This window comes from Methylobacterium pseudosasicola (genome assembly GCF_900114535.1).
Classification (GTDB): Bacteria; Pseudomonadota; Alphaproteobacteria; order Rhizobiales; family Beijerinckiaceae; genus Methylobacterium; species Methylobacterium pseudosasicola.
In genome coordinates this window covers 1-13,746 of sequence record NZ_FOTK01000045.1, presented here as the reverse complement: position 1 = coordinate 13,746, position 13,746 = coordinate 1, and the positions used below count along the sequence as shown (strand labels likewise).

Genomic DNA, 13,746 nt, shown 5'->3' with positions numbered 1-13,746 from the left:
CAGGCGGACGCATCGCTCGGGCCGTGAAACAAAGCGTGGAGAAGACGTGGGCCCTGATCTCGCGAGTGACCCTTCTCGTCCGTCAATCCGCGTTGTGGATGGCTGAGACGACCTGTGCCTGGCTGTAGGGTTTCGGCACGAACTGACCGTGATCGGGCACCTCCCGGTCGGAGAACCGATGCCGCCCGGATGTCAGCACCACCCGAATGTCGGGCCATGCATGGTGGACACGCTCGGACAGGGTCACGCCGCACATCGAACCCGGCATGTCGACATCGGTGAACAGCACACCGATATCCGCCCGGTCATGCAGGATGAACCACGCCTCGTCCGCATGGGGCGCCTCCTCCAAGGAGGCTGCCCTCGCAGCGTCTGCCGGGTGATGGACTGCACGGTCGCAAGGGTGTTCTGAATGCGATGGTTCAGTTCGCCCGCCAGGAGGTCCCGGTGTTCTTCGGCCCTCTTGCGGTCGGTGATGTCCAGGCTGATCCCGGCAATGCTCAGCGGCGTGCCATCCGCGCGGAGCGATGCCCGGCCGCGAAACTGCAGCCAGCGGATCTCACCCCGAGGTGTGATGATACGGATCTCGATGTCGTAATCCGAGTGCCCCGCAATCGCCGCGTCCCGTGCCGCCAGCTTCCTATGCCGGTCGTCCGGGTGGATGGCCGCAATCATCTCTTCGTAGCTGAGGGGGGGGGCGTGCGGCGAGCGACCGAGGTTCTTCTTGAGCCCGTCCGACGAGATCAGGCGCATGACACCGAGATCGAGCGTCCACGCCCCCAGGCGCCCGGCCTTCAGCTTGAAGCGCAGGCGCTCCTCGTTCTGGATGAGTTCGAGGGAACGGCGCGCGGACTCCGCTTCCAGGGCATCTCGGTCCCTCTGGAGGATGACGAGGCGTTCCTTCTCAAGGGTCACATCGTACTGCGAGGCGAAGAAGTAGGTCAGTTCACCGTCGGATGCGAAGACGGGCGAGACGAGAAGCCGGTTCCAGAAGACGGTTCCATCCTTGCGCCGGTTCTTCAGGTCGATCTCGATGGTGACGCGTCGCTCGATGGAATCCCGGACCCGCGCGACATCCTCCAGGCTCGTCTCAGGCTCCTGGAGAAAGCAACAGTTCCGGCCGATGATCTCCTCGCGCGCGTAGCCGGTCAGTCTCACGAAGGCGTCGTTAACGTACACGATGGGGTTGTCGGGCAACCGCGGATCGGTGATCACCATCGACATCCGCGTCGCCCGCACGGCGGCGGCGAAGGGATCGGAGCCCACGACGGTGCTGGTGATCTCGGCGTCGATCCGCGCGCCGTCTGAGAAGTCGTTCAAGCTTGAGAGGTCCCATTAACCGCTATCGTTCTGGTGAACGACTCCGCCAATACCAGGGCGCTGATGTTACACCGCTCGTCGACGGTCCATGCCTGGGAACAGGGTCTTTACAATTAGCCGTCCTCGCTAAATCCGATCCGTTATCGGCCGCCCGAACCGGGCTGCTTGCGGGATCGACCGTCACGCCTGAGCGTAAGGTCACACGTCCGTGATGGCGGAGGGGGCGCGCTGCTACGTCTGTCGCAGGCCCAAAGCCTTCCTACCAAGACTCACCTCTGCCAAGCCTGCTTCCTGCAGTGGTCCGACACGACCAGCGGCTTCTCCGGATTGCTTATGGTCCACACCGGCTACGACCCCTCCCTCGTTGCCCTCTCCATCGCCATCGCGGTGTTCGCCTCCTATACGGCACTCGACCTGGGTGGGCGCGTCAGAGGCGCGGCCGCGGGGGGGCGCTGGGCCTGGGTGGCGCTCGCCACGTTGGCAATGGGCGGCGGCATCTGGGCGATGCACTTCGTCGGCATGCTTGCGTTCGAGATGGGCATGCCTGCTGCCTACGACCTCGGGATCACGGTCGCATCGTTGCTCATCGCCGTCGTCGCCACGGGCGCGGCGTTCGCCTGGGTCAGTCGCAAGGGGGCGGATACTCGCGACGTCCTCGTCAGCGGCCCGCTGATGGGCCTCGGTGTCGCGGGAATGCACTACACCGGCATGGCCGCGATGCGGGTGGCGGGCAACCTCGCCTACAGCCTGCCCATCGTTGCGGTCTCTGTCGCCATCGCGGTGACGGCCGCCACCGCCGCGCTCTGGTTGACTTTCCGGCAGAACAGCGTCTGGCAGAAGCTCGCCGCAGCCGCAATCATGGGGCTCGCCGTCGCGGGGATGCACTACACCGGCATGGCCGCGGCGACCTTCACAGCCGAGGAGGCCGGCGCACACGCCGCCCATGCCACCGGCGTCGGAGTGAGCCAGCAGTACCTCGCCCTTTCCGTGGCCGGGGCGACGTTCCTGATCCTGTTCGTCGCCATGCTAGCGTCCGCGTTTGAACAGCAGCGGGTGCAGCGGAGTCTCCATATCAGCGAGGGGCGCTTCAGGGCCGCCGCCGAGGCAGTTGGCGACATCATTTGGACCACCGACGCCCGCGGGGCGATGGTCGGACCGCAGCCGTACTGGCAGGCCTTTACCGGGCAATCCGAGGCCGAGTGCCAGGGAGCCGGTTGGGCGGAGGCCGTGCATCCCGACGATGTCGGGCCTACGAAGGCCGCGTGGCGGGACGCCGTCGCTGCGAACCGGGGCTACGAGCTCCAGCACCGCGTGCGGAACAGTAATGGCAGTTACCGGCTGTTCGCCGTGAAGGGCCGGCCGGTCCGCAATCCCGACGGGACGATCCGCGAGTGGGTCGGCATCCACGCGGACATCACCGAGCGCGAGGCGTTCGAGATTGCCTTGAAGGAGGCTCGCGACGCAGCCGAGGAGCATAGCCGGGCCAAGAGCCGCTTCCTGGCCAACATGAGCCACGAACTGCGCACGCCGCTGTCCGCTGTCATCGGCTACTCGGAGATGCTGGAGGAAGAGGCCGAGGAACTCGGCCAGGAGAGCCTGCTGAAGGATCTCGGTAAGATCAAGTCGAACGCGCAGCATCTGCTCGGGCTGATCAACGACGTGCTCGACCTGTCCAAGGTCGAAGCCGAGAAGATGGAGCTCGATCCCGAAGACATCGACGTGGCCGCCTTCACCCGGGACGCCGCCGGCACGGTCGAAGCGTTGGTCCGGAAGAAAGGCAACGTCCTCGTGCTCGACATCGTTGACGATGCAGGCCGGGCCCGAACGGACGCCGTGAAGCTACGCCAGTGCCTATTTAACCTGCTCTCGAACGCGGCGAAGTTCACCGAGGGTGGCACCATCACCTTGCGCGCCGGTCGCGACACGGATGACGCGGGTGATTGGCTCCGCTTCACGGTCGAGGATACCGGGATCGGGATGAGCGCCGAACAGGTCGGGCGCCTGTTCGAGCGCTTCACCCAGGCCGACGAGACGACCACGCGCCGGTTCGGCGGGACCGGGCTCGGCCTGGCGCTCAGCCGCGCCTTCGCCCAGCTCCTCGGCGGCGACATCACGGTTACGAGCCGTGCGGGTCAAGGCACGTGCTTCACCTTGCGCGTGCCGGCGATGCCGTCGGACCAAGCTGCGCAGATGCCGGCAGCCTCGGGTTCAGACGGCACGGTGCTCGCGGGCGACCTCGTGCTGGTGATCGACGACGAGGCGTCCCAGCGCGAGGTGATGACCCGGTTTCTGGAACGCCAGCGCTTCGCCGTGCGCACAGCGGGCGACGGGCGTACCGGCCTGGAGATGGCAAAGTTGCTGAGACCGCGGGCGATCCTGCTGGACGTGATGATGCCCGAGATGGACGGATGGTCGGTCCTGGCAGCCCTCAAGGCTGACCAAGAGACCGCGGGTATCCCGGTGGTCATGGTCAGCTTCGTCGCCGATGCGGCGCTCGGTGCCTCGCTCGGGGCGGTCGAGGCCGTGCCCAAGCCCGTGGACTGGACGCGCCTCCGCACGATCCTGGACCAGTTCCGGGCCGCCGACGGCGACGTGCTCGTGATCGACGACGATGCCGACATGCGCCAACGCCTTCGGACCGTGCTGGAGCGCAACGGCTGGACTGTCCGCGAGGCCGGCGACGGCCGAGAGGCGCTCGACCAAGTCGGGCACGGCGTGCCGCGCCTCGTCCTGCTCGACCTGACCATGCCCGTGATGGACGGATTCTCGTTCCTCGACAGCCTCCGAATTCTGCCCGGCTGCGCCGAGGTTCCGGTGGTGGTGCTGAGCGCTCGGAACATCACGGCAGCGGAGCGCGACCGCCTGTCCGAGGCAGACCGCATTCTGCGCAAGGGCGACGCCAGCTTGCAGGACATCGCTATGGAGCTGCGTAAGCTCGACAATCGCCAGGCGCATGCCGAAGAGACAGCATCCGTCGATGCGTCCTCCCAAGATTGAGGGCCACGCACTTATGTCGCAGGTACTGAGGCAGCGTGGGACGGGCGGGCCGCCGGCTGCTTCCTTCAAGGGATTGAGTGAACAATGGGTGCGTGGAGACATCGGCCTCGCCTATGAGGCTGACCTTACCAGCAACCAGGCCAAAACACTGGAGGCGGAGTGGTTTTGTAACCAATACCCTATGCAAATAGCTGCGGCCGAAGACGTCACGCGAATGTCTGCAATGGAGCAACATTCAGAGCGCTTGGAACGGCCGCCATGGGCGCAATACCGAATGTCTGGTCCTGCGTGCGCTGACGATCCGGCGTGGCGTAGTCTGGCTGAAAGCCGCTGGTCTGCTTCGGAGGAGGTCTGTCAGAAAAGCGGACGGCCCCGTAGCTTTCCAACCCAGTTGTAGAGGGTCTCCGACGTGATGCATGGAATCAGACGTAAAGCGCAACACCTCTGACGGGCACGTCAGCCATCTTGATTCGTTGAAGGGCGCCGTGTTCAGCCATGCCAAGCTTGACCCGGGCGCAGACACTTCCTCCCCGCGACCTGATCCACCAAACTCGGCCATAAACTGAGCCGTGCAGCAGCAGGACGGCAGGCTGGGCGGCACTTTTCTCCATCAGGTCTGCAGAGCCGATGGCTGTAGTCCCTTCCACGCTGATTCACCGTCCGCCACTTACAAAGTTCCACCTGTTGAACCTTGAAGTCGAAGTCTCGGCCGAGCACCGGTTTCGAGGTCGGCGATCGCCGCCGTGCGTACAGGCCAAGATTGCAACGAGGTCGGGCACTGGTATGCCCCTGCCACGTGTGACCGCGGCCCTAGAGCGGCAACACCTTCGCCTCCTGCAGGCGGCGGATGGCGGCTATCAAGGCCTCGACACTGTCCACGCTCTCTCCGAATCCAGCGCGCCGGATCTTACCCATGTCGGAGACGAGGTCGAAGTCGCTGTGAAACACGAAATCGCCGAAGCTCCAGCCAACCGCTTGCTCGTACGGCAGCTCGCTCAGGCCCTGTTCCACCACCAGCCGTGCCCAGACCGGCTTCTTATCCGCCATGTGGGTGGCCAAGCGCATCGGCATCGGCGGCCCGAGCGGCAGATCAAGCGCGGCGGCGAGCTTCTCCCAGAGCCGCCGCCACCGGAAGGGCTCGTGCACGTAGTTGAAAGCCTCCCCGCGCGCGGCATCGGACGTAGCGGCCCAGAGGCTTGCCCGGCCGAGGGCGCCGGCGTCCGTCACCTGGGCAAACACACCCTCGTAGACGTGGGCCGGCCCGGGAAAGCGGAACGCCGCCCCTTCAACCCGACACAAGGCGGCGTAGGCGCCAATCACCATGGCGATGTTCATGGCGTTGCCGGCAGCGTCGCCGACCACCACGTCGGGGCGCAGGATGGACCAAGCTGCGCCGCCGCGATCCGCCCGGCCCCGCAACTCGTCCTCTTGCGTGAAGTAGAAGTTCGGCCCGATGTGGCGGGGGTTCTCATCCTCGTAGAACGGGGCTGGAACCGGCCCGAGATGGACACCGTAGACCTTCGCGCCCTGATACAGCACCACGCGCTCCAGCGGCGAACCTGCGGCTTCCAGCCCATCGAGAAGGTTGCGCAGCATCGCGCCGTTCACCCGATCCTCATCGGCGAGGCTCGGCTGGGGTGCGAGCGCGGCATAGAATAGATGCGTGATGTCGCGGGCCTGGGCGAGGGCGGCCCGGGTCGCGTCCGGATCGGTTAGATCCGCCGCAATGGCTTGGCTCGACCCGTGTGGCCGCCGTGAGAGGGCACGCGCGCGCCAACCCTTCGATGCGGCAAGTTCGTGCATTAACGCTTTGCCGATGATGCCGTTCGCGCCCGCGACCAGGGCTGTTCGGGTCTCTGTCATCATGGCTCGCGTCAATGCTGGGGGTTCTACGGGCTTTGCGAAGCCGCTCCGATCTGAGTCGGACTTCACGATGCACGTAGGATCAACCCGTAGAAAACAGGTCTGTTCAGGAGCCGGCAACTCCTTGCGCGCCACCGCAGAGAGCAGGGGCATCCAGCCGCCTCTGGCTTAGCGACGACTCGTGGGTGCGGCTACGACCGCTTCGGCCAAGCGAGCATCATGGGACTACAGCATAGGAAGCCGCCGCGGCCGGGGGCCGAGCGGGAACGCCGCGTCGAGTTGGACGAACTCGGCTTCCGTCAGCGATAGCGCGCCGGCGCCCGCGTTGTCGGCGGCGTGCTCGGGGCTGGACGCCTTGGGGATCGTGAAGGAGGCCGGCCGCCGCACCAGGAAACGGAGCGCGACTTGGCGTGCGGTCGCGCCATGGTTTGCTGCGATCCTCTGCAACAAGCGGCCGCCCGGCGTGCTCGCGCCGGGGAAGTTGCCATGACCAAATGGGCTGTAGGCGACGACGGCGACGCCGTGCGCCTCGCACCAGGGCTGCACCGCGTGCTCGATCGCGCGCTCCTCGAGATGGTAAAGCACCTGGTTGCAGGCGATCCGGCCCTCGCCCCCGGCTTTCCACGCCGCATCAAGGTTGGGCACGTCGAAGTTGCTTACCCCCCACGACAGGATTTTGCCCTGTTCGCGAAGCCGCTCGAAGCCAGCGAAGGTATCCTCGAGCGGGTGCGGACCGGGCCAGTGCAGGAGATAGCAGTCCAGCCTGTCGGTGCGCAGGCGCGCGAGCGAGCGCTCGCAGGCCGCCATGGTCCCGGCACGCGAGGCGTTGCTGGGGAGGACTTTGGAGGCAAGAAAAACCTCGTCACGCCGTCCGGCGATCGCCTCGCCGACCACGACCTCGGCGTCGCCGTACATCTCGGCGGTGTCGAAGTGGGTCATGCCGAGATCTAGCCCGCGACGCAGGGCAGCGACCGCTGTGGGCCGGTGCGCGTCGTCGATGTACCAGGTTCCCTGGCCGATCACCGCAACCGCGCGCGGCATGGGACCAAACGGGCGCTGCTCCATTGGCAAATTCTCCCGTTAAAGAAGGCGCGCTCGGCAGCGCCGGTTGGGTCTGCAGGTCAGCGTCGGCTGCGCTTGCCCGTACGCGCTGGCGGACAGCCTGATCACTGACCACTCAAACGCCGGGACGTGCCCGCTGGAGTTAAGCGCCACCGCCAGGGCGGTGGTTCTCACGGTGCGAAAACCGCGCGCACGCAACCGTCCGTCTTGTGCTTAAACATGTCGTAGCCGCGCGGTCCGTCCCCGAGGCTGAAGCGGTGCGTGGCGAGGTAGGCCGGGTTGAGCTCGCCCTTCGCGGCATGCGCGAGCAACTGGTCCATGTAGGCCTGCCCGTGCTGCTGGGCGGTGCGCACCGTCATCCCCTTGTTCATGATGACGCCCATCGGGAACTTATCGATCAGCCCGTAGACGCCGAGCACCGACAGCGTGCCGCCCTTGCGGCAAGCCATGACGGCTTCGCGCAAGGCTTGCCCGCGGTCCGTCTCCAGTCGCAGTGCCTGCTTCACGCGGTCGTAAGCGTATTGGGGTCCGGTGCCGTGCGCCTCCATTCCGACCGCGTCGATGCAGGCATCCGGCCCCCGCCCGCCGGTCATCTCCTTTAAGGCTTCCAGAACGCTGTGCACTTGCGTGTAGTCGAGCGTCTCGGAGCCGGCGTGTTCCCGTGCCATCTTGAGCCGCTCGGGGAAGCGGTCGATGGCGATCACCCGCTCGGCGCCCATCAGCCGCGCGCTCTGCTGGGCCATCAGGCCCACACCACCGCAGCCCCAGACCGCAACCGTGTCGCCCGGCCGGATGTCGCAGAAATCGGCGCCCATGTAGCCCGTCGGGGCGGCATCGGAGAGGAACAACGCCGTCTCGTCCGCGACGCCCTCGGGCACCTTGAAGCAGTCCACGTCGGCATGAGGCACGCGGATATATTCGGCGTGGGATCCCGCATAACCCCCAAAGGCATGGGTGTAACCGTAGATGCCGGCGGTCGGATAGCCGAGCAGCGGCTCCTGGAGTTCCGGCTTGGGGTGCGTGCAGTCGCAGAGTGAGAAGAGTTTTTCTTGGCAATACCAGCATTCACCGCAGGCGATGAACGAGGGGACGACGACCCGGTCGCCTTTCTTCACCCGCCGCACCGCTGGCCCGACCTCGACGACCTCGCCCATGAACTCGTGGCCAATGACGTCACCGGCCTTCATGGTCGGGATGTAGCCGTCGATGAAATGCAGGTCCGAGCCGCAGGTGGTCGACAATCTGACCTTCAAGATGGCGTCGCGCGGGTTGACGATCTCGGGGTCCTTGACGGTTCCGACGCGCAGGTCGTTGACGCCGTTCCAGTAGAGCGCGCGCATGATCAGGCTCCTCAGCGGGGGTCGCGCCGGGCCGCCGGCTGGCGATCGGTGGTGGGGATCTCGCCTGTCAGGACGAGGCTCTTGAAGGCGTGCAGCGCTTTCGACGCCAGCGCCTTCGGCACGACGCCATCGAAGAAGCGCGCCGCGACGTCGCCGAGCATGCCCCCGGGCGGATCGAAGCGGATGCGCAGCGTGGCGACCGTGCCGCGATCGCCCGACGCTGCGCGGAAACGGATTTCGCACTCCGTCACGAGGCCGCCGCCATCCGAACTTGTGCGGATCAGCTCGCCGGGCCGGTCTTCGGTGATCTGCATGACCCAGGCATGGCTCTGGCCGAGCGGGCCATCGGCGCGCCACTCGCTTCGTCCCTCTCCACTCGGGCGGATCTCAGCCAGGAACGTCACTATGCGCGGGAGGGTCTCTGGATCCCGCCAAACCCGATAGAGTACATCGGCAGGGCGCTCGATAGTGATCGAATATTCGACCTCTGGCTCGTCGCTCCAGCCGTTCGCCGCGTCGGTCTCTCGCGTGCGTCCACGTTTCGGCGGATCGAGCCGTTGCGCGCCGAGGACGGCGAGAGCGGCCACTCCCGCTGCTCCGGCGAGCGCCCATCCGACGCTGCCGAAGCCGGGCCTAACCTGTTCGCGCGGGCCGGCCGAGGCGCGATAAGTCTCCCTGTGGTCGCCTGGTCTACCGTTGCCGGATCGATCGGGCATGGGTCACCCCCTTGGTCAGAGTGCTGCGACGGGCGGACTTGTGTCAGAGTCAGGCGGCGTAGGGGGCGCGGAGCGAGCGGCTCCAAACGGCCTCACCGTGTCTCGACCCCTGTCGTAGAAGACAAACGTCGGCTGTAGCGCCCTGGTTTGATACGGGGTTTCCCTAAGGATGGTCTCGTTGGATGCGCGAGCCGGCAAGCTTCGGCGATCCGCCAAACTCATTCTGCCGATTCCTCATGCCTCGCGGGACGATCGCGTTGGCTGCGTGTTCTTCCAGGAATGGCTGTTCCGCTGCCGGCAACGATCAGGCTTGCTCTTGGGGCAAAGCTTCGAAGGGTGGCCCCGCCGGCATCTCCCTTAGGATGCATCCAGGTACCACGCCGGCCGACCGACACCATCTGCCGGGTTTGCCACGCGCGCGAGCAAGAGGCTTGGAGGGTGGTGCGGATCTGTGCGGTCCTGCTCACGCCACGCCCGATCGGGTTTCATCCGGGGAAGCGATCCACTGACGAGCGCGCGGAGGGCAGTTCCCGCGCCGCTTAATCTCTCCTCGGCGCAGCGGCGTTTGCTGTCATACGGGAGAGCACTCACCGACAGGGCGATTTGATGGACCAACCAAAGCCGAGAGAACTAGCCGGGATGGCTCGATCGGGCGCAGGACGGCCAGGCTACGTCACAGTGAAGGGCGCCCGGGAGCACAACCTGCGCGACGTCGACGTGGAGCTGCCGCGCGACGCCCTCGTGGTGTTCACCGGGGTCTCCGGTTCCGGAAAATCCTCGCTCGCCTTCGGTACGCTCTACGCGGAAGCCCAGCGGCGTTATTTCGAATCGGTCGCCCCCTACGCACGGCGGATGATCGATCAAGTCGGCGTACCCGATGTCGACGCCATCGAGGGACTGCCCCCCGCGGTCGCCCTCCAGCAGCAGCGCGGCACCCCCAGCGCCCGATCCTCGGTCGGCAGCGTCACCACCCTGTCGAGCCTCGTGCGGATGATGTACTCGCGCGCCGGCACCTACCCGCCGGGCCAGCCGATGCTCTACGCGGAGGATTTTTCGCCCAACACGCCCCAGGGCGCCTGCCCGTCCTGCGGCGGGCTCGGGCGGATTTACCGGGCCACGGAAGCCTCCATGGTGCCCGACCCGTCGCTGACGATCCGCGAGCGCGCCGTCGCGGCCTGGCCGCAAGCCTGGGGCGGGCAGAACCTGCGGGACATCCTGGTGAGCCGGGGGGTCGATGTCGACACGCCCTGGAAGGACCTGCCGCGGGAACTCCGGGACTGGATCCTGTTCACGGACGAGCAGCCTCAGGAGCCCGTCTATGCCGGGCTCTCCCCGGAGCAGACGCGGCGCGCCCGCCAGCGCCGCCTGGAGCCCAGCTACATGGGCACCTTCACCAGCGCCCGCCGCCACGTGCTCGGCACCTTCACCAAGTCGCAGAGCGCGCTCATGCGCCGACGGGCGGCGCGCTACCTCGTCAGCGAGGATTGCCCCGCCTGCCAGGGCAAGCGCCTGAAGCCCGAGGCGCTCTCGGTCACCTTCGCTGGCCTCGATATCGGTGACCTGTCGCGCATGCCGCTCTCCGACCTCGCCGCGGTGATGCAGCCCGTCGCCGAAAACCGGCTGCCCGATGACGACCGTGCCGCGAGCGCCGATTCCGGGACGCTCGACCGCGAAGCGGGCCGGCGGGATCGGGCGCGGCGTGCCGCCTCCGGGGCGTCGGCCCACGCGGGTGCGCCGGACGTGCGCGCGACGCCGAACCTCTCGATCGAGAAGCGGCTCGCCGCCCAGCGCCTCGCCGCCGATCTCATCGACCGGATCAGGACGCTCACGGAGCTGGGCCTCGGCTACCTGTCGCTGGACCGGGTCACCACGACCCTGTCGTCGGGCGAGTTGCAGCGCCTGCGCCTCGCAACCCAGCTCCGCTCGCAGCTCTTCGGCGTCGCCTACGTGCTCGATGAGCCCACGGCGGGGCTGCACCCCGCCGACGGCGATGCCATGCACGACGCGCTCGCCGGGCTCCTCGCCTCGGGCAATTCGCTGTTCGTCGTCGAGCACGACATCGACACGATGCGCCGGGCCGACTGGTTGGTCGATGTCGGTCCGGCGGCGGGCGAGCACGGGGGCACCGTGCTCTACAGCGGCCCGCCGGAGGGCCTGCGCGCCGTGGAGGCGTCGCGCACGCGCCTGCACCTGTTCGGGCTCGCCGAGCCGCCGCTGCGACCGCAGCGCGAGCCCGCGAGATGGCTGCGCCTGGAGGGGATCGTCCGCAACAACCTGCGCGGCGTCTCGGTCGCGTTCCCGCTGGGATGTCTCACCGCGGTCACGGGCATCTCGGGCTCCGGCAAGTCGAGCCTCGTCAGCCAAGCCTTGCTGGACCTCGTCGGCGACCGCCTCGGCCGGCCCGTCGACACCCCCGACGAGCCGGAGGATCCCCTCGACGCGGCGCCGGGTCCGACCGAAGGGCGCATCGTCGGCGGCATGGATGGGATCCGGCGTCTGGTCCAGGTCGATCAGAAACCGATCGGGCGCACGCCCCGCTCGAACCTCGCGACCTACACGGGCCTGTTCGACGGCGTCCGCAAACTGTTCGCCGCCACCCCCGAGGCACGCCGGCGCCGCTACGACGCCGGCCGCTTCTCCTTCAACGTCGCGAAGGGCCGCTGCCCGGCCTGCGAGGGCGAGGGTTTCGTCAGCGTCGAACTCCTGTTCATGCCGAGCGTCTACGCCCCCTGCCCGACCTGCCACGGGTCCCGCTACGCACCGGAGACGCTGGAGGTCACCCGGAACGGGCTGACCATCGCGGACGTGCTCCGGCTGACCGTCGAGCGCGCCTGCGCGGCCTTCGCGGACGAGCCCTCCGTGCTGCGGCCGCTCCTCGTACTGCGGGATCTCGGCCTCGGCTACCTGCGCCTCGGACAGCCGGCGACCGAACTCTCCGGCGGGGAGGCCCAGCGGATCAAGCTCGCGACCGAACTGCAGCGGGGCCAGCGCGGGGGCACGCTTTACGTCCTCGACGAGCCGACGACCGGGCTGCACCCGACCGATGTGGATCGCCTCATGCTCCAGCTCAACGGCTTGGTCGATGCGGGCAACACGGTCGTCATGGTCGAACACGACATGCGCGTCGTCGCGGGGGCCGATCACGTCATCGACGTGGGGCCGGGCGCGGGAAGCCTGGGTGGCACTGTCGTGGCGGCCGGCCGTCCCGAGATCGTGGCCCAGGCGCGGGCGAGCCGCACGGCACCCTATCTGCGGGAGGAGCTTGAGGCCCTCGCCAATGCAGGCTCGCAACCCTAAACATCCCTGATGGATCGTCGACCCGGAGCCTGCGCTCGATCGGCAGCGGAAGACGGTGACGGCAGCCAGAACGACAGACCCAGACTGGTCTGCCCCCATCTGGTGGCTCTTCGCCAAGTTTGGTGGATTGGGTTGGTGGGAGGGATGCCGGAAGGTAGCTCCTGGCTGAACCGGGCGGGGATTCTCAGATCAGGGCATGACCCTTCTCTGTCACCTCCCCGGTTGTCGCCTTCTTCACGTCACGCGTAAGGATGGCACTGCCGTTCGCATTTCCGCTCAAGCGAAGCGCGATCACGCCCATTGCCCAGGTTGTCGTACCGTCAGTCGGTCTGTGCATAGTCGCTATCATCGACGACCTGCCGACGAGCGGTCAGGACGTGCGCCTGACCCTGACGATCCGACGCTTCTGCTGCCACGAACCTGCTTGTGCGCGTCGGACCTTCGCCGAGCGCCTGCCTCGCCTCCTCGACCGCTACGCTCAGAGGACTCACCGGCTGGCCGATGCCCACCAGTGCCACGACGCTGCTGCGGGGTATCCGCCAATGTCCGCTGCCGACCGGATCCAAACCGATCATCGTCGGTGTCGACGACTGGGCTCTGCGCAAGGGCCGAACCTATGGCACCATCTGTGTCGACCTCGAACGCCGCCGCCCCATCGATCTGCTGCCGGATCGTTCGGCCTCGACGCTGGCGGCCCGGCTCCGGCGCGACCCACAGGTCCAGGTCGTGGCACGGGACCGCTCGACCGAATATGCGCGTGGGACCGCCATGGGTGCGCCCGATGCCGTTCAGGTCGCGGATCGGTGGCATCTCCTGCTCAATACCCGACAGATGGTCGAGCGCTGGCTCGCCCGCGTCCATCCGCGTCTGAAGCTGTTGCCGGCCGTGGCCCCGTCATCGCCATCGATTCGGCGCGTCACGCCCTACCCGCGCGCACCGTCCGAGATGCTCGCGCGGGCCGCGGCCCGCGGTCGATGGGAAGCCGCCTATGACGACGTGCGTCGCCACCATGCGGAAGGACACTCGCTTCGGCGCATCACTCGCGAGACGGGCTTGGCCCGCGCCACGGTGCGCAAGTACGCCTTCGCCGCGAGCTTTCCCCGGAACGGCATGCGCGAGCCGAAGCCGAGCATGCTCGATCCTTATCTCTG

General features: G+C 67.3%; 8 protein-coding genes and 1 pseudogene. 3 read left to right on the top strand and 6 right to left on the bottom strand.

Annotated features, from left to right (window positions below):
• Positions 1–82: 82 nt before the first annotated feature.
• Both BM228_RS28100 and BM228_RS28095 read right to left on the bottom strand, forming a co-directional pair.
• A complete protein-coding gene (locus BM228_RS28100) occupies positions 83–268 on the bottom strand; it encodes a hypothetical protein (protein ID WP_244537349.1) in 186 nt (61 codons plus the stop codon).
• On the bottom strand, positions 244–1,320 hold the full coding sequence (locus tag BM228_RS28095) for a PAS domain S-box protein (RefSeq protein WP_425285009.1): 1,077 nt from the start codon (positions 1,318–1,320) through the stop codon (positions 244–246). The genes BM228_RS28100 and BM228_RS28095 overlap by 25 nt, the downstream gene beginning before the upstream one ends.
• Positions 1,321–1,653: 333 nt before the next feature.
• Here BM228_RS28095 and BM228_RS28090 point away from each other — a divergent pair, with 333 nt between their 5' ends.
• A complete protein-coding gene (locus BM228_RS28090) occupies positions 1,654–4,317 on the top strand; it encodes an MHYT domain-containing protein (protein WP_092045847.1) in 2,664 nt (887 codons plus the stop codon).
• An 810-nt stretch (positions 4,318–5,127) separates the two neighbouring features.
• Here the strand turns inward: BM228_RS28090 and BM228_RS28085 are convergent.
• The 4 genes from BM228_RS28085 to BM228_RS28070 form a co-directional block, all read right to left on the bottom strand.
• On the bottom strand, positions 5,128–6,183 hold the full coding sequence (locus tag BM228_RS28085) for an SDR family oxidoreductase (RefSeq protein ID WP_244537348.1): 1,056 nt from the start codon (positions 6,181–6,183) through the stop codon (positions 5,128–5,130).
• A 222-nt stretch (positions 6,184–6,405) separates the two neighbouring features.
• Positions 6,406–7,245 (bottom strand): aldo/keto reductase, encoded by an 840-nt coding sequence (locus tag BM228_RS28080; RefSeq protein ID WP_092045845.1) that lies wholly within the window; start codon positions 7,243–7,245, stop codon positions 6,406–6,408.
• A 167-nt stretch (positions 7,246–7,412) separates the two neighbouring features.
• Positions 7,413–8,582 carry a zinc-dependent alcohol dehydrogenase gene (locus tag BM228_RS28075; protein WP_092045843.1) on the bottom strand — a complete coding sequence of 390 codons (1,170 nt, stop codon included), beginning with the start codon at positions 8,580–8,582 and terminating at the stop codon, positions 7,413–7,415.
• 11 nt (positions 8,583–8,593) lie between these two features.
• On the bottom strand, positions 8,594–9,169 hold the full coding sequence (locus BM228_RS28070; RefSeq protein ID WP_244537347.1) for an SRPBCC family protein: 576 nt from the start codon (positions 9,167–9,169) through the stop codon (positions 8,594–8,596).
• A gap of 735 nt (positions 9,170–9,904) precedes the next feature.
• Here BM228_RS28070 and BM228_RS28065 point away from each other — a divergent pair.
• On the top strand, positions 9,905–12,595 hold the full coding sequence (locus tag BM228_RS28065; protein ID WP_092045839.1) for an excinuclease ABC subunit UvrA: 2,691 nt from the start codon (positions 9,905–9,907) through the stop codon (positions 12,593–12,595).
• 196 nt (positions 12,596–12,791) lie between these two features.
• Positions 12,792–13,746, top strand: a pseudogene (locus BM228_RS28060) (transposase); the annotation flags it as partial.